Source organism: Agromyces marinus (assembly GCF_021442325.1).
In the GTDB taxonomy this organism is placed as follows: Bacteria; Actinomycetota; Actinomycetes; order Actinomycetales; family Microbacteriaceae; genus Agromyces; species Agromyces marinus.
Genome location: NZ_CP087879.1, coordinates 1,415,895 through 1,436,558, shown reverse-complemented (window position 1 = coordinate 1,436,558; position 20,664 = coordinate 1,415,895). Strand labels below are relative to the sequence as shown.

Annotated in this window: 16 protein-coding genes; 6 read left to right on the top strand and 10 right to left on the bottom strand. The window is 73.0% G+C overall.

Annotated features, from left to right (window positions below; translation table 11 throughout):
• Positions 1–3: 3 nt before the first annotated feature.
• From DSM26151_RS06745 to rpsT, 4 genes are all read left to right on the top strand, one after another.
• Positions 4–1,230, top strand: a complete 1,227-nt coding sequence (locus tag DSM26151_RS06745; protein ID WP_234661634.1) for a sensor histidine kinase — start codon at positions 4–6, stop codon at positions 1,228–1,230.
• Positions 1,227–1,853, top strand: coding sequence for a response regulator (locus tag DSM26151_RS06740; RefSeq protein WP_234661633.1), 627 nt, complete (start codon positions 1,227–1,229; stop codon positions 1,851–1,853). Before DSM26151_RS06745 ends, DSM26151_RS06740 begins: the two co-directional genes overlap by 4 nt.
• Positions 1,825–2,601, top strand: coding sequence for an alpha/beta fold hydrolase (locus DSM26151_RS06735; protein ID WP_234661632.1), 777 nt, complete (start codon positions 1,825–1,827; stop codon positions 2,599–2,601). Before DSM26151_RS06740 ends, DSM26151_RS06735 begins: the two co-directional genes overlap by 29 nt.
• A gap of 147 nt (positions 2,602–2,748) precedes the next feature.
• Positions 2,749–3,009 carry a 30S ribosomal protein S20 gene (rpsT, locus tag DSM26151_RS06730; protein ID WP_234661631.1) on the top strand — a complete coding sequence of 87 codons (261 nt, stop codon included), beginning with the start codon at positions 2,749–2,751 and terminating at the stop codon, positions 3,007–3,009.
• A 323-nt stretch (positions 3,010–3,332) separates the two neighbouring features.
• Here rpsT and holA read toward each other — a convergent pair whose 3' ends face one another.
• From holA to DSM26151_RS06680, 10 genes are all read right to left on the bottom strand, one after another.
• Complete coding sequence (holA, locus tag DSM26151_RS06725; protein ID WP_407651023.1) at positions 3,333–4,391, bottom strand: DNA polymerase III subunit delta; 1,059 nt, start codon at positions 4,389–4,391, stop codon at positions 3,333–3,335.
• Positions 4,372–6,759: a ComEC/Rec2 family competence protein gene (locus tag DSM26151_RS06720; RefSeq protein WP_234661629.1), complete on the bottom strand. Its 2,388-nt coding sequence runs from the start codon at positions 6,757–6,759 to the stop codon at positions 4,372–4,374. Before DSM26151_RS06720 ends, holA begins: the two co-directional genes overlap by 20 nt.
• A complete protein-coding gene (locus tag DSM26151_RS06715; protein ID WP_234661628.1) occupies positions 6,760–7,452 on the bottom strand; it encodes a helix-hairpin-helix domain-containing protein in 693 nt (230 codons plus the stop codon).
• Positions 7,453–7,556: 104 nt separating this feature from the next.
• Complete coding sequence (gene leuS, locus DSM26151_RS06710; protein ID WP_234661627.1) at positions 7,557–10,130, bottom strand: leucine--tRNA ligase; 2,574 nt, start codon at positions 10,128–10,130, stop codon at positions 7,557–7,559.
• Between the two features lie 83 nt (positions 10,131–10,213).
• On the bottom strand, positions 10,214–11,629 hold the full coding sequence (gene pabB / locus DSM26151_RS06705) for an aminodeoxychorismate synthase component I (protein WP_234661626.1): 1,416 nt from the start codon (positions 11,627–11,629) through the stop codon (positions 10,214–10,216).
• A gap of 104 nt (positions 11,630–11,733) precedes the next feature.
• Positions 11,734–13,272, bottom strand: coding sequence for a M20/M25/M40 family metallo-hydrolase (locus DSM26151_RS06700; RefSeq protein ID WP_234661625.1), 1,539 nt, complete (start codon positions 13,270–13,272; stop codon positions 11,734–11,736).
• Between the two features lie 172 nt (positions 13,273–13,444).
• Complete coding sequence (cydC, locus tag DSM26151_RS06695) at positions 13,445–15,169, bottom strand: thiol reductant ABC exporter subunit CydC (RefSeq protein ID WP_234661624.1); 1,725 nt, start codon at positions 15,167–15,169, stop codon at positions 13,445–13,447.
• Positions 15,162–16,796, bottom strand: coding sequence for a thiol reductant ABC exporter subunit CydD (gene cydD, locus DSM26151_RS06690; protein WP_234661623.1), 1,635 nt, complete (start codon positions 16,794–16,796; stop codon positions 15,162–15,164). Before cydD ends, cydC begins: the two co-directional genes overlap by 8 nt.
• Before the next feature lies 1 nt (position 16,797).
• Positions 16,798–17,805, bottom strand: coding sequence for a cytochrome d ubiquinol oxidase subunit II (gene cydB, locus DSM26151_RS06685; RefSeq protein WP_234661622.1), 1,008 nt, complete (start codon positions 17,803–17,805; stop codon positions 16,798–16,800).
• Positions 17,806–17,818: 13 nt separating this feature from the next.
• Positions 17,819–19,228 (bottom strand): cytochrome ubiquinol oxidase subunit I, encoded by a 1,410-nt coding sequence (locus tag DSM26151_RS06680; protein ID WP_234661621.1) that lies wholly within the window; start codon positions 19,226–19,228, stop codon positions 17,819–17,821.
• Positions 19,229–19,343: 115 nt separating this feature from the next.
• Here DSM26151_RS06680 and DSM26151_RS06675 point away from each other — a divergent pair, with 115 nt between their 5' ends.
• The gene (locus DSM26151_RS06675; RefSeq protein ID WP_234661620.1) at positions 19,344–19,715 is read left to right on the top strand and encodes a BlaI/MecI/CopY family transcriptional regulator; all 372 of its coding nucleotides are present in this window, start codon (positions 19,344–19,346) and stop codon (positions 19,713–19,715) included.
• 1 nt (position 19,716) lies between these two features.
• The gene (locus DSM26151_RS06670) at positions 19,717–20,643 is read left to right on the top strand and encodes a M56 family metallopeptidase (protein WP_234661619.1); all 927 of its coding nucleotides are present in this window, start codon (positions 19,717–19,719) and stop codon (positions 20,641–20,643) included.
• The last annotated feature ends 21 nt before the right edge of the window (positions 20,644–20,664 follow it).

The following is a 20,664-nucleotide window of genomic DNA, read 5'->3' as shown; positions in this document are numbered from 1 at the left end:
ACCATGACCGTGCTCGATGCCCCACTCGTCGGACGGGTCCAGCCGTCCGCGCTGCGACCCGTCTTCGTCTCGTTGCGGGTCGGCCTCCACGTGCTGGTCGTCGGCCTGACGGTGTTCGTCCTGGCCCGGGCGATCATCGTCGGAAGCGACCAGGTCGTCGCGATCTCGATCCTCTCGATCGCCTTCGTCGGCGCCTACCTCGTCGGGGTCGTCACCGCGCACTCGGTGGTCACGCCGTGGATGCGGGCCGGATGGCTCGTCATCCTGCTGGGCCTGTGGCTCGGCCTCAGCGCACTGACCCCGGATGCCGCGTTCCTGGCGTTCCCCCTGTTCTTCCTCGAACTGCACGTGCTGCCCGCGCGGTGGGCCGTGCCGCTCGTGGGCGTGACCTTCCTCATCAGCGTGTGGAGCACGACCTCGCAGCTCGGATTCGAGGTCGGGAGCATCGTCGGCCCCCTGATCTCCGCGGGCGTCGCGGTCATCATCGGACTCGGCTACCGCGCCATGGCCGTCGAGACGCGCGAGCGGCAGTCGCTCATCATCGACCTCCTCGCGACGAGGGAGGAACTCGCCGCCGCGAGCCGCGAGGCGGGCAGCCTCGCCGAGCGCGAGCGCATCGCGCGCGAGATCCACGACACCGTCGCCCAGGGGCTCTCCAGCATCCAGCTCCTCCTGCACGCCGCCGAACGCGAGACCGTCGACGCGGCCACGCGCGACAAGCTCCGGCTCGCTCGCGAGACCGCCGCGGAGAACCTGCACGAGACGCGCCGGTTCATCCGCGAACTCACTCCGCCGGCACTGGACGAGCAGACGCTGCCGGCGGCGCTCGGCCGCCTCGCGTCGGCCACCGACGAGCAGTCCCGTCAGGCGGGCGCACGCACCCGGATCGCGTTCTCGCTGAGCGGCGAGCCCGTGCCGCTGCCGATGTCGATCGAGGCGACCCTCCTGCGCATCGCCCAGGGCTCGCTCTCCAACGTCGTCAAGCACTCCGACGCCGACCGCGCCGAGATCACGCTCAGCTACCTCGGCGACGAGGTCGCGCTCGACGTCGTCGACGACGGCGTCGGGTTCGACCCTGCGGAACTCGAGGGCACCGAGGCTGCCGCCGAGTCGTTCGGCCTGCGCGCCATCCGCCGCCGCGCCGAGAGCCTCGGCGGCCGCGCCGACGTCGAGTCCTCCCCCGGCGGCGGCACCGCCGTGTCGATCCGGATCCCGGTGGCGGGCTCGTGATCCGGCTCCTGCTCAGCGACGACCACCCGGTGGTGCGCGCCGGCATGCGCGCACTGCTCGAGGCCGAGGCCGACCTGCACGTCGTCGGCGAGGCCGCCACCGCCGAGGAGGCCGTGCGCCTGGCATCCGGCCCCGGCATCGATCTCGTGCTCATGGACCTGCAGTTCCCCGGTGCCCTGCAGGGGGTGGAGGCCACGCGTCGCATCCGCTCCATCGTGGGCGCCCCGCGCGTACTCGTCCTGACCAACTACGACACCGACGCCGACATCCTGGGCGCGATCGAAGCGGGCGCGAGCGGCTACCTGCTCAAGGACGCGCCGCCGAACGAGTTGATCGACGCGATCCGCGCCGCCGCCGCGGGCGAGTCCGCGCTCGCACCGGGCGTCGCGTCGCGCCTCGACGAATCCCGGCGCACGGCCGATCAGCGGCTGACGGTCCGCGAGGCCGAGGTGCTGAACCTCGTCGCCGCCGGGCGGACCAACCGGGAGATCGGGCAGGCCCTCTTCCTGAGCGAGGCGACCGTGAAGTCGCACCTCGTGCACATCTTCACCAAGCTCGGGGTCGGCTCGCGCACGGCAGCGGTCGCCCGGGCCCGTGAGCTCGGCACGATCCGGGCGGGGTGAGCGGATGCCGCGCGCCCGGGTCGTCCTCGTGCACGGCATCCGCACCTCGGCGAGCATGTGGCGCGGGCAGGCGGTCAGGCTCGCCCGACACGACCTCGACGTCGTGGCCGTCGACCTTCCGGGGCACGGTGCGCGGATCGACGAACCGTTCTCGCTGGCCGCGGCGATGCGCGTCATCGGCGACGCCCTCGGCCCGCCCGCCCCGGGCACGCCGCGGCTGCTCGTCGGCCTGAGCCTCGGCGGGTACCTCGGGATCGAGTTCGCGGCGCGGCATCCCGACGCACTCGACGGGCTCGTCGCCGCGTCGTGCGGAACGCGCCCGCGCGGCCCCGCGCTCCGCGGGTACCAGGCGCTCGCGCGCCTGATCGGGCGCCTGCCCGACCGCGGCCGGTGGATGAACGACGCGGTCGCGCGCATGTTCCTCTCCCCTTCCGCGGTCGAGGACGTCGTGGCGGGCGGCGTCGCGCTCGACGCGATGCAGCCGACGCTCGCGGCGGTCGGCGAACTCGACGTGCTCGCCTCGATCGCCGCCGTCAGGGTGCCGATCTGGTTCGTCAACGGCCGCCTCGATCACTTCCGCGTCGAGGAGCGGCGGATGCTGCGTGCCGCGCGCGACGCGCGGCTCGTGCACGTCGAACGGGCGACGCACCTGGTGAGCCTGGTGCGGCCCGACGAGTTCGCGGGCGCGGTTCTCGGCGCGGTCGCCGAACTCGAGCGTCGGGCCGCGGCCCGGCGGCCGACACGCTGAACCTCTCGCATTGGTGCGTGCCAGACGATGCTGGTATCGTTGCCTGTTGGCTTGCGTGTGGGTCCCACCCCGCACGATGCGCCGCGACGGCCCCTCTACCGATTGCGGCAACTCAGGTACCCGCAGAACACACGAAAGACGAACCACGTGGCAAACATCAAGTCGCAGATCAAGCGCATCCGTACCAACCGCAAGGCCGAAGAGCGCAACAAGGCCGTCAAGAGCGAGCTGAAGACCGTCGTGCGCGCCGCGCGCGAGGCCATCGCCGGCGGCGACAAGGACAAGGCCGCCGCCGCGGTCCGCGTCGCGAACCGCAAGCTCGACAAGGCCGTGAGCAAGGGCGTCATCCACCAGAACCAGGCCGCGAACCGCAAGTCGGCGATCGCGAAGCAGGCTGCCGCGCTCTGAACCGAGTCGTGATCGAAGGCTCCGCACCGTGAGGTGCGGAGCCTTCGTCGTTCCGCCGCACTCCTGCCCGCACACCCGCACACCCGCACACCCGCACACCCGCACACCCGCACACCCGCACACCCGCACACCCGCACACCCGCACACCCGCACACCCGCTCAGGACGTTCGCGGTCGAGCCCGGCGTGTCGCAGCGCGACACGCCGCCGGAGCGCCCGAATGTCCTGAATCGCGTTCCGGCGCAGCCGGGAAGCGGTGGACCGAATGGGTCGGGTATGCCGAGCTGGCGGCAGGCCGAGCCGGCGGCAGGCGGGCCGCGGCGGCTAGCCGCGCCCGCGCCCCGCGATCACGCCGACGAGCCGTTCGAGCGCGAACACCGGATCGCGCTCGGCACCCTTGACACCGGCGTCGGCGTCGGCCAGCGCGCGGATCGCCGTGGCGAGCCCCTCGTCGCTCCACCCGGCCAGGTCGCGCCGCGCGCGATCGACCTGCCACGGCGCGAGTCCGAGCGAAGATGCGGACGCCCCCCGCGAACCCGCGACCTTCGCCATGGTGCGGATCTTCATCGCGAACGCCGCCACCATCGGCACCGGGTCGGCGCCCGAGTCGAGCGCGTGCCGCAGCGCGATGAGGGCCTCGCCGTGCCGGCCCGCGATCGCCGCGTCGGCGACCTCGAACGCCGTGGTCTCGACGCGACCGCCGTAGTACTTCTCGACCGTGCGCTCGTCGATGGCGCCAGGGGCGTCGGCGATGAGCTGACGGCAGGCCGCAGCGAGTTCGCCGAGGTCGTCGCCGAGGGCGTTCACGAGGGCGCGCAGCGCGCCAGGGGCGATGCGCCGGCCTGCCAGCCGGAACTCCGCCGCAGCGAACTCCTGCTTGTCGGCGTCGCGCTTGAGCTCGGCGCACACGACCTCGATGCCGCCGCCGTCGCCGGCGCGGACCGCGTCGAGCAGTTTCCTGCCGCGATTGCCGCTCCGGTGGCGCAGCACCACGGTCGTGCCCTCGGCCGGAGCGCCGAGGTAGTCGAGCGCGTCGAGCAGGAACTCGTCGCTGGCCTTCTCGACCCCCGTGACGCGGATCAGTCGGGGTTCGCCGAACAGCGACGGACTCGCGATCGTCAGCAGCGTGCCGCGGGTGTAGCCGTCGGCCTCGATGTCGGTCACCTCGAGCGACGGATCCTCAGATCGGAGCACGTCGCGCAGGGTCGTCATCGCCCGCTCGGCCAGGACGTCCTCGGCGCCGGAGACGAGCACGATCGGCGCAGGCCGCACGTCGCTCCAGTCCAGTTGGGGCACCTTGGCCCTGGACGCCTTCGCGCCCGCTCGTGCCGCCACGCTGTTCCTCCCGTCGTGCCGGTCCAGTCTACGGAGGGGCCGCGACATCCGCCCCGCGCTCGGTCCAGAGGCGGATGCCGTCGTCCTCGACGCGCAGCGCCGCGTGCCCGGCGAGGTCGCTGCGAACGGCCGTCGCGCCCGTGGCCGCGAGCGCGTCCAGCGCGGCATCCGTCGGGTGCCCGTAGCCGTTGTCGGCACCGACGCCGATGAGGCCCACGCGCGGGTCGAGCGAGCGGGTGAGCTCGGCGCTCTGGTCGGCGCTGCCGTGGTGCGCGACCTTCACGATGTCCGCCCGCTCGAGCGTGCCCGCGCGCCGCAGCGCGTCCTGCGCGTCGCGGCCGAGGTCGCCCAGGAACACCGCGCGGAACTCCGGGCTCGCGAGCGCGAGCACCACGCTCGCGTCGTTGCCGGGTGCGGCGCCCGGGCGCGGCCAGACGACGCGCCACTGCGCGCCGCCGAGCGTCCCGGTCCGGCCGGCGACGACCTCGACGGTGCCGGCACCGGCCGCGACGAGCGGTTCGAGCGCGCGGTCGGAGCGGGCGCCGTCGAGCGGGCCGTGCAGCACGGTGCCGACGCGACCGCCGAGGGCGCCGGTTCCGCCGGCGTGGTCGGCGTCCCAGTGCGTGATGACGAGGAGGTCGACGCGGTCGACGCCCGCCGTGCTCAGGCAGCGGTCGAGAGCGGATGCCTCGGGGCCGGTGTCGATCAGCATGACGGAGCCGTCGACGCGCACGAGCACGGCGTCGCCCTGGCCGACGTCGCACTGCCACACGTCCCAGTCGCCGGGGCGACTCGCCGCGGCGACGAACGCGGGGCCCGCCGCGGCACCGAGCGGGACGGCCGTGCACGTCAGCAGCAGCGTCGCTGCGACCGCGCGCACGATCGGCCGCGGGCCGGCCCGGCCACGGTCCACGCTGCGTCCCGCGGTGCCCGTGGACCCGAAGGCGAGCACGACCCACGAGGCGGCGGCCACGATCACGAGCCCGGCGCCGAGTGCACCCTCGGGCCAGGCCACGCCCGGCACGGGCAGGGTCTCGACCCCGCGCGCGAGCATCGCGATCCACGACGCGGGCACCCACGCGACCTGCATCAGCGCGACCGCCACCGAGGGCAGCACGGGCAGCAGCAGGCAGCCGAGCAGTCCCGCGATCGTCGCGATGGGCGCGGCCGGCGCCGCGAGCAGGTTCGCCGGCACGCCGTAGAGCGCGATCACGGGTTCGAGCAGGATCAGGACGGGCTGGCAGGCGATCTGCGCGGCGGCCGGGATCGCGACGACCGCGGCGAGCGTCCGCGGCATCCATCGCGCGAGCACTCCCGTGAGCGGACCCGCGAGGAGCACGAGCCCGGCGGTCGCGCACACCGAGAGCGCGAAGCCGGCATCGCGCGCGTACCAGGGGTCGATCGCGAGCAGCACGATCACGGCCGCGGACAGCGCCGGCACACCGCCGGCCGCCCGCGCGGTCGCGCACGCGACGAGCACGACGACCGCCATGGCCGAGGCCCGCACGACGCTCGCCTCGGGGGTCACGAGCGCGACGAACGCGCCGAGGGCGACCAGCGCGGCGACCACACGGCCGAGGCGCGACGCGCCCGCGAGCCCGGCGAACCAGAACGCCGCGGCCGTCACGATCGCGCAGTTCGCTCCCGAGACCGCGGTCAGGTGGGTGAGCGACGCGGTCGTCATGGCGGCCTCGAGCTCCTCCGAGACTCGCGAGGTGTCGCCGATCGCGAGGCCCGGCACGAGCGCGCCGCCGTCGCCGCCGAGGCCGGCGGCCGCGTCGGCGAAGGACGCGCGCAGCGGGTGCGTCCACGCCACGAACGGCGACGCCGCCTCGACCGCTGCGACCTCGTCGGTCGCCGCACGATACGCGGCGCGCGACGAGCCGGGCTCGGGAGACAGTCGCGCACGTGCGACGACGGTGCTTCCGTATCCGGGTGCCGGGTCGATCTCGGGCATCGACAGGCTCACGCGCACGGGGACGCCGCCGAGCGTCCGCAGGGTTCCGTCGGGTGCCTCGAGGGCGATGAGCGTGCCCGCCGCGCGGAGCCGCCCGCCCTCGTCCCACGGTGCGGCTCGCGCGGGGCGCGGGGACGCGTCGAGCCGGACGTGCACGAGCACCGGTGCCCGCGAGTCGGCGGCGGTGGCGACCGAGAGCGGATGCCGCTGCTCGAGCACCACCCACGCCGACCCGGCCACGAGGCCCGCCGCGGACGCGACGGTCAGGAGCACCGCGGCCGCCCCGCGCACGACCGACCGGCCGCGCACGAGGATCGCGACCGCGACGAGCGCGGTCGACCAGGCCGCCGCAGGCACGACCCAGGTCGGCACCCCGGCCTCGGTCGCCCCGGTCGCCCACCACCCCGCGGCCCAGGCGGCGCCCGCGGGTGCGAGCAGCCGCAGGTCGTGGCCGCGCATTCAGAGGCTCACGAGGTCGACGAGTCCGGCGTAGACCGCGTCGCCGATGCCCGCGACGTCCATGAGCTGCGACACGTCGGTGAAGGGGCCGTTCGACTCGCGCCAGTCGATGATGCGCTGGGCGAGCGCGGGACCGATCCGCGGGAGGGTGTCGAGCTCGGCGAGCCCGGCGCGGTTGAGGCTGACCCGCCCGCCCGGCGCTCCCCCGCCTGGGGCACCGGCGCCGGCCGTTCCCTCCGCGACGGGCGGCGGAACCTCGCCCTCCCTGGGCACGACGAGCTGCTCGCCGTCGGCGAGGGTCCGCGCGAGGTTCACGCCCGCCGGGTCGGCGTCCTCGGCGAGACCGCCCGCCGCGGCGATCGCGTCGATGACCCTGGCGCCTGCGGCGAGCTCGACGAGGCCGGGCTCGACGACCGCTCCGAGCACGTGCACGAGCACCTGCGGCGCATCCACTGCGGCGGCGCCTGCCCCGCCGTCGACGGTGACGCCGTCCGCGGCGACCGACGGATCGCCGGAGGCCGGGCCGATCTCACCGTGATCGCCGCCACCCGACGCGGCGAACGCCCCCACCGCGGAGATCGCGACCGTGAGCAGGAAGACCACGACGGCCGCGCCGACCGCGACCCGTGCACGCGGCCGGGCACGTGCGGCCGCGAGCGGTGCGAGCGGGTCGGGGCCGGGTTCGCGGGTCACGCCGCGACGCTACGGTGCGCGAGCACCCCGGGCGGCGGCGGCCGCTCCGCAGGTCGCTCCCGCGCGTCCCGTGGCCTCATGTGGAGGACGGGACCGGCCCGCGCCTACCCGCGCGTGGCGATGTTCACGATCCTCGGCGCGCGGACGATGACGTTCACGATCTCGCGCTCGCCCACCGAGCGGATCACCGCGGCCGAGGCTCGTGCGAGCGCTTCGAGCTCGTCGGCGCCGACCTTGGGCGAGACCTCGATTCGGTCGCGCACCTTGCCGTCGACCTGCACGATCGCGGTGACCGACTCCTCGACGAGCAGCGCCGGGTCGGCCTTGCGCCACACGACGTTCGCGACGGTCGGCTCGTACCCGAGCCGCGCCCACATGTCCTCCGCGGTGAACGGCGCGAACAGGTCGAGGATCATCGCCGTGACCTCGGCCGCCTCGCGCACCGCGGCGTCGCCCGCACCCGGACCGGAGTCGATCGCCTTGCGGGTCGCGTTCACGAGCTCCATGAGTCGAGCCACGATCACGTTGAACTTGAACGACTCGGCCAGCCCCGGGGCATCCGCCAGCAGTCGATGCGTGACGCGGCGCAGCGCCGCGTCACCGGTCTTCCACTCGACGTCGGGGCTCGAGGTGACCTCGCCCGAGATGCGCCAGGCGCGCGCGAGGAACTTCGCCGCGCCCACCGGTGACACGTCGGCCCAGTCGATGTCGTCCTCCGGCGGCCCGGCGAACGCCATCGTGACGCGCAGCGCATCGGCGCCGTGCGCCGAGAGCTCGGTGGCGAACTCGACCAGGTTGCCCTTGGACTTCGACATCTTCGTGCCGTCCATGATCACCATGCCCTGGTTGAGCAGCGAGGTGAACGGCTCGGTGAACCCGAGGTAGCCGAGGTCGAAGAGCACCTTCGTGACGAATCGCGAGTACAGCAGGTGCAGGATGGCGTGCTCGACGCCGCCGACGTACTGGTCGACCGGCATCCACTTGTCGGCTTCGGCCGGATCGAACGCGCGCTCGTCGTCGTTCGGGTTCAGGTACCGCAGGTAGTACCAGGAGCTGTCGACGAACGTGTCCATCGTGTCGGAGTCGCGTCGCGCGTCGCGACCGCACGACGGGCACGCGACGCGGGCCCACTCCTCGGCAGCGCCCAGCGGGCTCGCGCCCTTCGGGCTGAGGTCGAGCCCGGCGGCATCCGGCAGCCGCACCGGCAGGTCGGCCTCGGGGACCGGGACCTGGCCGCAGTGCTCGCAGTGGATGATCGGGATGGGCGTGCCCCAGTAGCGCTGGCGCGAGATCAGCCAGTCGCGCAGCCGGAAGTTCTTCGCGGCGCGGCCGACGCCGCGCTCCTCGAGCTGCTCGATCGCACGCCGGATGGCGTTGGACTTGCTCAGCCCGTTCAGCGGGCCCGAGTTCATCAGGCGCCCCTCGCCCGCGAGGGCGACGCCGGTGGCGGCGGGGTCGAGCACGGGCAGGTCGTCCATGGGCAACGGCACGCCGTGCTCGTCGACCGGGATGACGGGGATGACCCCGGTCACGGGCGCGTTCGTGTCGACCACGACGCGCACGGGCAGTTCGAACGCACGCGCGAAGTCGAGGTCGCGCTGGTCGTGCGCGGGCACGGCCATGACCGCACCGTGCCCGTAGTCGGCCAGGACGTAGTCGGCGGCCCAGATCGGCAGCCGCTCGCCGTTGATCGGGTTGGTCGCGTACCGTTCGAGGAACACGCCCGTCTTCGGCCGGTCGGTGGCGAGTCGCTCGATGTCGCTCTCGGCGCGCACCGAGTCGAGGTACTGCTCGAAGCGCGTGCGCACCTCGTCGGACGCGCCGGCGGCGAGCTCGGCCGCGATCGCGGAGTCGGGCGCGACGACCATGAAAGTCGCGCCGTAGAGCGTGTCGGGGCGGGTCGTGAACACCGTCACCGGCTCGTCGCGACCCTCGATGGCGAAGTCGACGTCGGCACCCGACGAGCGGCCGATCCAGTTGCGCTGCATCGTGAGGACCTTGCTCGGCCACTTGCCCTCGAGCTGGTTGAGGTCGTCGATCAGGCGGTCGGCGTAGTCGGTGACGCGGAAGTACCACTGCGTCAGGGCCTTCTTCGTGACGACCGCACCGCAGCGCTCGCAGTGGCCGTCGACGACCTGCTCGTTGGCGAGCACCGTCTGGTCGACCGGGCACCAGTTGACCTGGCCGTCCTTGCGGTACGCGATGCCCTGCTCGTAGAGCTTCAGGAACAGCCACTGGTTCCACTTGTAGTACTCGGGGTCGCTCGTGTGCAGCTCGCGGGACCAGTCGAACGACGGCGCGTACTGCTTGAAGGAGCGCTTCTGCTGATCGATGTTCGCGTAGGTCCACTCGCGCGGGTCGGCACCGCGCTTGATGGCCGCGTTCTCGGCGGGCAGTCCGAAGGAGTCCCAACCGATCGGGTGGAGCACGTCGAAGCCCTGGTGGCGCCAGTACCGCGCAGCGGCGTCGCCGAACCCGAAGGCCTCGGCGTGACCCATGTGCAGGTCGCCCGACGGGTAGGGGAACATGTCGAGGATGTACTTGCGCGGGCGCGTGTCGCCGGGCCTGGCCGCCCGGAACGGCTCGAGCTCGTCCCACACTGGAAGCCACTTCGCCTGGATGGCCGCGAAGTCGTAGATGCCGGCCTCGGTCTGCGTGGGGTCCTGCTCGTGTGCCACGGATCTCTCAATCGTGCTGCGAAGGGTTCGGGGAAACGCCCTGGGACGTGCGGCGCGCACGACGACGCGCCCGGGGATCAAGCCTACCCGGGCGGCATCCGCCCACCGAGCACCGCGATGAGCGCACGCGCCTTGACGTGCGTCTCCTCGATCTCCTCGTCGGGATCGGAGAGCGCGGTGATGCCGCCGCCCGTGCCGATCGACGCTCCGGCAGGCGTGACCAGGATCGACCGGATCACCATCGCGAGGTCCGCGCCCCCGTCGACGCCGAGGCATCCGAACGCTCCGGAGTACACGCCGCGCGGCCCGCGTTCGAGTCCGTGCAGGATCGTCATGGCCGACAGCTTGGGTGCGCCCGTCATCGACCCGGCGGGGAACGCCGATCGGACGGCGTCGAGCGCGGTGAGCGGATGCCGCAGCCGCGCCGAGACCGTCGAGACGAGCTGATGCACGTGGGGGTACTCCTCGACCTCGAGCAGGTGCGGCACCCGGACGGTGCCGAGTTCCGCGATCCGGCCGAGGTCGTTGCGCATGAGGTCGACGATCATGAGGTTCTCCGCGCGTTCCTTCTCGCTCGCGTGGAGCTCGGCGCGGAGCGCGGCATCCGCTGCCGGGTCGGCCGAACGCGGCCGGGTGCCCTTCATGGGCTTGGTCGCGACCGTGCCGTCGGGTTCGACGAGCAGGAACTGCTCGGGCGACGCGCTGAGCAGGGCGACGTCGTCGATGCGGACGAACCCGCCGTGGTGACTCGGGCTCGACGCGCGCAGGGCGAGGTACGTCGCGACCGGGTCGGGCCGCACGTCGACGTCGACGCGGTTGGTCAGGCACAGCTGGTAGGCGTCGCCGCGCGTGATCGCGGCCTGGCATTCGAGGATCATGCGCCGGTACTCGTCGGGCGGGTGCCGCCAGCGGGTCGGCGCGGGCGGGGCCGCCGCCTCGTCCTGACCCGGTGGGCGAACGGATGGCGCAGCCGCCGGCGCCGTCGCGATCGCGTGCGTCGTGGCCCGGACCCACTCGGCGATCGCCCGCCGTCCGGCGTCGTCCGCGGCGTCGTCCTCGAGCCACTCGAGCCGCACGCGGCGCGGACCGTGCTCGAACACGACGACCCGGTCGGCGAGGAAGAAGGCGACCTCCGGCACGGCGGGCCCGGCGGCGTCGGCGACCGCGGCCGGCACGCCGAGTGTGCGCGCACCGAACTCGTACCCGAACCAGCCGTGCCAGCCGACGGCCGCGCGCTCGCCCGCGCGCACCTGCCCGGCGAGGTTCGTGCCGTCCACGTGCGCGGCCAGCGCCGCGGCGACGGCGTCGGGCTCGGCCTCCGGACCCCCGATCACGGCGGGCGCACCATCGGCGGCGACCGCGATCACGCTGCGGCCCTCGGCCGCGTCGGCGCCCCCGTCGAGCCACGCCACCCGCGGCGCGCCCGCGCCGACCGCGAGGAAGACCGTCTCGGGGTCGCGCCACCCGGGCAGGGCGAGACTCCGGATCCGGCGCGGCATCCCCTCAGGATAGATGCGCGCGCGGTGCTCCTCGCGCGCGCGTCCCCGCCCGGAGATCGACCCGGGGCCCCCGCTCGCGCGGCGGCCCCGGGCCTCATCCGAACTCACTTCACCGCGTTGCTGCCCTTGAACTGCGGGTCGAACTGGCCCTTGGCCTTGCCCTTCCCGGTGCCGTTCACGGCCGACTCGGTCTCGGCGAACGTCAACGTCGAGTGCGCGACCGCGTCCGACATGATGTCGAGCGCACCCGCACTCACGTTCGCGATCCCGTCGCACGCCGCGTGGTAGCACGGGTCGTACGCGATGCCCGCCGTTCCGCCGTAGCGGGCGGCCTGCTCCACGGACTTGATGCCCTCGGCGCCGGTGAAGAGCCCGCCGGCCGGGATCCCGGCCTCGATGAAGCCGAAGTAGTCGCTCCGGCCGTCGAACTCGGTGGGGTCGGAGGACTGCCCCTGCGAGGCGAAGAAGTCCGTGAAGACGCCCTCGATCAGCGCCGACCCGTTCGGCCCGGCCGCGCCGAACGCATCGCCGTCGCCGTCGTAGACGAAGTTCACGGAGTTCGGCGAGCCGATCATGTCGAAGTTGAGGTTCAGCGCGTGTTCCTTGATCTCGCGCGCGCTCAGCTGCTCGACGTAGTGGCTGGATCCGATCAGGCCGTCCTCCTCGCCGCTCCAGAACGCGAACCGCACGCGGTTCTCCGGGTCGATGCCGAGTTCGGCCATCTGCAGCGCGGTCTCGAGGATCGCGGCGGTGCCCGAACCGTTGTCGTTGATGCCGGGACCTTCGGCGACGGAGTCGAGGTGGCCGCCGACCACGACCGTGCGATCGGTTCGACCGCTCGTGGTGTCGGCGAGGAGGTTCTCGGTCGTGACCTCGACGATGTCGATCTGGACGCTGAGGTTCAACCGGAGGCCGGGGGTGTTCACCCACTCGGCGCCGAGGTCGAACGGAGCGCTCACGACGGGCAGGCTCGGGTCGATGATCGAGCCGAGCGTGCCGCCGAACAGTCCGAACCGGTCGTCGCCCGGCACATCGTTGCCCTGGTTGAACACGATGACGCCGACGGCGCCGGCGTCGAGCGCGTTCTGCGCCTTGACGGCGAAGTCGCACGACCCGCGCTGGATGAGCGCGATGTTCCCGGGGGTGAATCCGGCGAAGTCGCCGGCCTCGCAGCCGCTCGTGGAGGCCCGGTCGCCCGAGAGGTTCACGTCGACCGCGGTGACCGCCGCCTCGACGTTCGCGCCGCCCGTGAAGTCCATCGGGAAGTAGTCGACGCCGAGCGTGTACGGCACTGCGCCGGGTGCGGTCTGCGAGAGCGAGGTTCCCGTGAAGTCGGTGCGCTCGTACGTGAACTCCTGCGTCCACGTGTCATAGCCGGCCGTGTCGAGCAGGCCCTGCACGTACGCGAGCGACGCCTCGTGGCCGGCGGTCCCGGCCGCGCGGTTGCCGCCGTTCGCGTCGGCGATCGACTGGAACGCGGTCAGGTGCTCCATGACTCCGCCGACGGTCACGGCGTCGCGCAGGGCCTGGGTGTCGGTGACGGGCGCGGCCTGGGCCGAGCCCGCGACGATGACGCTCCCGCACAGGGCGGCGCTCGCCGCGACCGCGCCGAGGGTGAGTCCGGTCTTGGTTCGATGCTTCACAGTTGCTCCTCCGGAGGTGATGTGATCACGCGGCCCAGCGAACGGCTCGCACGCCGCTGGCGGGAACCTAACCCACGCCCGTCCTCCGAGGGAAGCCCTCGCGCGCGCCGACGCAACCGATCGGCGCCGAACGACGGAATCGTGCGCGACCGCCGACGTGCGCGGCCCGGAACTACCCCAGCCGCACCTCGCGATCGACGAGCCCCGCCGGCGCGCCCGTGTGCGAGATGAGCACGACGGAGCGGTCCGGACCGGCCGCCGAGAGCAGGTCGCGCAGCAGGGCATCGGCACGCTCGGGGTCGACGCTCGCGGTCGGTTCGTCGAGCACCAGGACCGGGAAGTCGGCGAGCATCGCACGCGCGAGCGCGATGCGCTGGGCCTGCCCGCCCGAGACGAGGCCGCCGCGCTCGCCGACGCGCGCGTCGAGGCCGCCCCGATCGTCGAGCCAGTCCCGCAGGCCGACTCGTTCCAGGACCCCGAGCAGGTCGTCGTCGGTCGCGGTGTCGCGGGCGAACAGCAGGTTCTGGCGCACATCCTCGTCGAACAGCCACGGCCGCTGCTCGACGAGCCCGACCATCCGTCGCACCTCGCGCGGGTCGAGGTCGCGCGCCTCGACCCCGTCGATCCGGTACGAGCCCCCGTACTCGAGGAACCGCACGAGCACGTGGGCGAGCGTGGTCTTGCCCGCCCCTGAGGCACCGGTCACGAGCACGCGCTCGCCGGGTGCCAGGTCGAGGTCGAGATCGCGCAACGGCGCCGCGGGGCGCGCCGCGGGCGCAGTCGCATCGACGGCCTCCGATGGGGCGGATGCCTCCGGCCATCGCGCTCCGACCGACCGGAGCCGGATCGCGGGAACGCTCCGATACGGCGCCGGCACCCGCGCAGTGACGACGGCTCCGCCTTCGGTGGTGCCTGGAGCCGGTGCCGGGATCTCCACGGGCAGGTCGGCGGGGACCGCCTCGGCGACGCGACGCGCCGACGCGCGCACGACCCGGAGCGAGCCGACGGCGACCGGAACGGCGGCCGCCACCTCCGCGATCGCGAGCGGAACGAGGCAGAGCACCGCGAGCGTCGGAGCGTCGATGCGCCCGTCTGCGAACACCGGCCCGGAGACGGCGAGGCTCGCGGCGGCCGCGAAGCCGCCGAGCGCGCTCATGGCCGCCGCTGCGAGCCCGACCGCCGACGCGCGGGTCCGCGTCGCCCGCTCGAGGCGTGCGCCGAGCCGGGAGATCCGCTCGCGGCTCGCAGCGGCCGCGTCGAACGCGACGAGCACGTCGAGCGCCTGCACGTGCTCGACGATCGCGGCCTGCAGGTCGCCGCGCAGCGGCGCGAGCCTCGCGTCGGCGCGAGCCGCGAGCACCGTCTGGGCCAGGATCGCGACCGCGACGCCCACGAGCAGGCACGACCCGACCGCGAGCGCCGACGCCGGCGCCAGCCACGCGAGCCATGCGATCGCCCCCGCCAGTACGACGACGGCACTCACGACCGGCTGCACGATCCGCAGGCTCACGTTCTGCAACTCGTCGACGTCGCCCACGAAGCGGGCGAGCAGGTCGCCCCGACGCGAGGAGGCCAGTCCGTCGGGCGTGAGCGGCAGCATCCGCTCGAAGACGCCGGAACGGATCTCGGCGAGCTGGCGGAACGCGGCGTCGTGCCCGGCCAGGCGCTCGAGGTAGCGGAACACGGCCCGGCCGATCGCGAACGCGCGGACCCCGACCACGCCGAGCGAGAGGTACAGGATCGGGGGCTGCTCCGCGGCGCGAGCGATGAGCCAGGAACTCGCCGCGAGCAGCGCGACGGCCGACCCGCCGGAGGCGATCCCGAGCAGCACCGACGGCAGCAGGCGTCGCAGCGGAGGGACGGCGCTGCGCAGCACGGTCGACGTGCGATCAGACATGCGCCGCCTCCTGGATCGCGACGACCCGGTCGGCCGCGGACGCGAGCGCACCCCGGTGGGTCGCGACCACGACGATGCGCCCCGACCGGGCGAACTCGACGAGCTCGCGGGCCATGGTGCGCTCGAGGTCGGCGTCGAGCGCCGAGGTGGGCTCGTCGAGCAGCAGCAGCGGCGCATCCGTCGCGAGTGCCCGGTGCACGGCCCGCGCGACGGCGACCCGCTGCGCCTGCCCTCCCGAGAGTCCCGCTCCCGACGGCCCGAGCGCGAGGTCGGCCGGGACGTCGACGCCGCCGACGGCCAGGGCCCGCTCGAGGAGCGTCGGGTCCGCATCCGGCGCGCCGAGCCGCACGTTCTCAGCCACGGTGCCCTCGAACAGTCGGGCCGTCTGGGCCGACCAGGCGATGCTCCCCCGCCGCTGCGCGCCGAGCGCGCGCCCGTCGAGGGCGAGTTCGCCCGAGGCATCCGCGAACCCGAGCATCGCCGCCAGCACCGACGACTTGCCCGATCCGCTCGGGCCGACGAGCGCGACCACCTCGCCCCTCGCTCCGTCGAGGTCGACCGGCCCGACGACCGGTCGTCCGTCGCGGCGCACCACCAGCCCCCGCGCGCGCAGCCCGCCGCGGGTCGACGCGGCGGATGCCACCGCCTCCGGGTCGGCGACCGGCGCGTCCGCGGCATCCGCCCGGTCGAGCTGGTCGAGCGCATCGCGCGAGGCCTCGAGGCCCGCGGTCGCCGCATGGAACGCCGCGCCGACGTTCCGGATCGGCAGGAACACCTCGGGTGCCAGGATCAGCACGAACAGCCCGGGAGCGAACGTCATGTCGCCCGCGACGAGCCGAAGCCCGATCGAGACCGCGACGAGGGCGACCGAGAGGCTGCCCGCGAGCTCGAGCGTGAAGCCCGACAGGAACGTGACCCGCAGCACCTTCATCGTGCTCGACCGGTACTCGTCGGTGACGCGCCGGATGCGACCGGCCTGCCGCTCGGCACGGCCGAACACCATGAGCGTCGAGAGGCCGCCGACCACCTCGAGGAACCCGCGCGCGAGGGCCTGCAACCGGCTCCACTGCTTGCGCTGCACGACCTCGGTGGCCATGCCGATGAGGGCCATGAACACCGGGATGAGCGGCAGCACGATCAGCAGGATGAGCCCGGAGACCCAGTCGGCCGCCCACGCCGCGGCGACCAGGACCGGCGTCGCGACCGCAGTGAGCACGAGCTGCGGCAGGTACCGGCCGAAGTACTCGTCGAGGGCGTCCAGCCCCGGTCCGAGGAGCGTCGCCGCACGGGCGGTCCCGCCCGGCCGGCTCGACGGCCCGGACCGCTCGAGCGCGAGCAGCAGGTCGGCGCGCAGTCCGGACTTCACCCGCATCGCGCCAGCCGAGCCGAGCCACTCCCAGAGCCACCCGGCGAGGGCGCGGATGCCGGCCGTCGCGAGCAGCACGGCCGTCATCGCGCCGGCACCGCCCGGCACCTGCCCGGCGATGACTCCGGTCACGAGGGTCGCGAGCGCCCACGCGAAGCCGACCGTCGCCCCGGCCTGCAGCAGCGCGAGCGCGCCGCCCGCGGCGAGGAAGCCGCGCGCGGCGCGCGAGCGCCGGAGCAGTCGGGGATCGAACGGGCGCACGTCAGCCCACGGCGGCGGGGTCGACCTGACGTCGGGTGACGCGCTTGCGGAACACCCAGTACGTCCACCCCTGGTAGGCGAGGATCAGCGGCAGGAAGATCAGCGCGGTCCAGCTCATGACGGTGAGCGTGTACGGCGTGCTCGACGCGTTCTCGATCGTGAGGCTGTTCGCGGGGTCGTTCGAGGCCGGCATGACCTCCGGGAACAGCGCCGCGAAGAGCGCGAACACCGCCGCTCCGATCGTCGCGGCCATGAGTCCGAACGCCACGCCCTCGGCGCCGCGCGCGTTCGCCAGCCACGACCCGATGAGCGCCAGCGCCGCGACCGCGGCCAGGGCCCAGAACCAGACGGTGCCGTGCGCGAATCCGGTCCACACCAGGAACGTCGCCGCGACGACGATCGTCGCGAGCCCCGCGCGCGTCGCGAGGCGTCGGGCCCGGCGACGGATGTCCCCGTCGGTCTTGAGCGCGACGAACACCACGCCGTGGGTGAAGAACAGCAGCAGCGTCGTGAGCCCGCCGAGCAGGGCGTACGGGTTGAGCAGGTCGAACAGCGTGCCGATGTAGTTGTGGTCGGCGTCCAGCGGCACGCCCTGCACGATGTTCGCGAACGCGACGCCCCACAGCAGGGCCGGCACCGCGGAGCCGACGATGATCATCAGGTCGAAACGGCGCTTCCACTCGGCCTCGGGCCGCTGGTGGCGGTACTCGAACGAGACGCCGCGCGCGATGAGCGCGAGCAGGATGACGAGCAGGGCGAGGTAGAACCCGGAGAAGAGGGTCGCGTACCACTCGGGGAAGGCGGCGAACAGCGACGCGCCCGCGACGATGACCCAGGTCTCGTTGAGGTCCCACACGGGGCCGATGGTGTTGATGAGCACCCGCCGGTCGGTGTCGTCCCTGCCGAGGAAGGGCAACGACATGCCGACGCCGAAGTCGAAGCCGTCGAGCACGAAGTAGCCGACGAACATGAACGCGACGATCCAGAACCAGAGCACTGCGAGATCCATGACCGTGTCCTTCCTAGTAGACCGTCTCGACGTGTTCGACCTCGCCCGACTCCGGGTCGGGTTCGATCTCGGGCGGGCCCTTCTGCACGGCACGGACGATGAGGCGGAACTCGACGACCGCGAGCGCCCCGTAGACGAGCGTGAAGGCGACCAGCGAGATGAGCACCTCGAGCCCGGTCACGTTGGGCGAGACGGCCGATTCGGTCGGGAGCAGCTTGAACACGATCCAGGGTTGGCGGCCCATCTCGGTGAACACCCAGCCGACGATCATCGCCCCGAGCGAGAGCGGGAAGCTCCACACCGCGGCCTTCCAGATCCAGGGCTGCTTCGGCAGCCTGCCGCCGCGCGTGAGCCACAGCCCGACGACCGCGACGAGCACGTGCAGCATGCCGAGGCCGATCATCCAGCGGAACGCCCAGTACGTCACCCAGATGATCGGGGTGTAGTCGCCGGGGCCGTACAGCTCGGTGTACTCGGCCTGGAGCTGGTTGATGCCCTCGACGCAGCCGTCGAGCGAGTGGGTCGACAGCAGCGAGAGCAGGTAGGGCACTCGGACCGAGAACAGCTCGCTCGATCCGTCAGGCGTGCCGAGCGTGAACAGCGAGAACGAGGCATCCGCCCCGCACACGGTGTCGTAGGTCGCCTCGGCGGCCGCCATCTTCATGGGCTGGGTGGCGACCATCGCGAGGCTGAGCTGGTCGCCGAAGATCGTCGTCAGGGCGCCCCAGACCACCATGCCCCACAGGCCGAACTTCAGCGCCGGCCGCATGGTGTCCAGGTGCTGGTTGCGCGCGAGGTGCCAGGCCGCGGCGCTGATGATGAGGCCCGAACTGACCATGAACGACGCCGTGATCGTGTGCGGGAACGCCGCGAGCGCGACGGGGTTGGTCAGCAGTTCCCAGATGTCGGTGAGCTCGGCTCGTCCCCGCTCGGCGTTCATCCGGTAGGCGACGGGGTTCTGCATGAAGGCGTTCGCCGCGATGATGAAGTAGGCCGAGAGGATGGTGCCGATCGCGGTCGCCCAGATCGTCGCGAGGTGCACCTTCTGCGGAAGCCGGTTCCAGCCGAAGATCCACAGTCCGATGAAGGTCGCCTCGAGGAAGAACGCGAGCAGGCCCTCGAGGGCGAGCGGGGCCCCGAACACGTCGCCGACGAAACGCGAGTACTCCGACCAGTTCATGCCGAACTGGAACTCCTGGACGATGCCGGTGACCACGCCCATCGCGAAGTTGATGAGGAAGATCGTTCCGAAGAAGCGCGTGATGCGGAGGTACTCGACCTTGCCGGTGCGCACCCAGGCGGTCTGGAACACGGCGGCCGAGGTCGCCAGGCCGATCGTGATCGGCACGAACAGGAAGTGGTAGACCGTGGTGAGCCCGAACTGCCATCTGGCGAGCAGCAACGGATCGAGGAGGTCGTTCACGCCGGGGACCCCTTTCATGGGCGGGACCTGTGGATTCCGGAGGTCGGTGCTCTCACCATAGGCCAGTTTTCTACGTTTCGTAGAATTCGGAGGGTCCGGGCGGTATCCTCGTTCCATGGCAGGTCTCGGCGAACTCGAGCGCTCCGTCATGGAGCAGCTCTGGATCAGCGACGAGTCGCTCACCGCGAACGAGGTGCGCGACCGGCTCGCGGCATCCTCGGAGCCAGGCAGGGCCCCCGCGACCACGACCGTGCTCACCGTCCTCTCGCGCCTCGAGCGCAAGGGATTCGTCACCCGCACCCGGGAATCGCGCCCGCACCACTACTCGGCACTGCTCTCCAGAGCCGACCACACCGCAGAACTCATGCACGAGGTCCTCTCGAGTTCCTCCGACCGCGACGCGGCACTCGCGCGCTTCGTCGGAACCGTCAGCGCCGGCGAAGCGAGCACGCTCCGCAAGCTGCTCGACGACCTCATCCGCACCTGACGTGATCGCCGCAGCCCTCCTGCTCGGCGCGCTCGCGCTGGCCCTCGCGTGGCCGGTGCCCGTCGCGCTCTCGCGCGCGAACTGGCCGGCACGCTCCCCCGCGACCGCGCTCGTGCTGTGGCAGGCGATCGCGCTCGGCGGCGGCCTCTCGATGATCGGCGCCCTGCTCGCGTTCGGCGCCGCGCCGGCCGGCTCGCTCGGATCGGCCACCGCCGAACTCCTCCCCGCGTTCCACGGCGGTCCGATCCCCGTGCACTTCGGCGTGGTGCACCTCGCGTCGCTCACGCTCGCCGTCGGCCTCGCAGTCCACCTGGCGCTGAACCTCCTGACGACCGCCGTGCGCGCCGAGCGCGCGCGGCGACGCCAGCACCGCCTCATCGACCTGCTCGCGAGCCCGGTGCAGGCGGGCTCCGGCGCCCGAGTGCTCGCCCATCCGACGCCGGCCGCGTACTGCGTGCCCGGGCTGCGCACCGCGACGGTGATCACCGAGGGCCTGGTCGACCTGCTCGACGAGGACGAACTCCGCGCGGTCATCGACCACGAACGCGCGCACCTCGACCAGTTCCACCACCTCGTGCTCCTGGCGTTCCGGTCGTGGCACGCCGCCCTGCCCTGGTTCCCGATCGCGAACCGCGCCGAACGATCCGTCACCGTGCTGACCGAGATGCTCGCCGACGACGCGCCGCGTCGCCGCATCGGCGCCGCACCGCTGCGGAGCGCGCTGCTGCGGGTCGGCACGTCCGGCGAGCCGGGCGCCTACGCGGATGCCGGCGGGGTGACGCCCGACGAGGGCATGCTCGAGCGCCGGCTCGCCCGGCTCGCCCCCGGCCTCCTCCCGCTCGGGCGCGACGCGCGCACCGCCGTGTGGTCCCTGTCGGCCGCCATCGTCGTCGTGCCTTCCGCAGTCATCGCGACGATCGCGTTCTGAGCGGCCACGCAGGCCCGACGA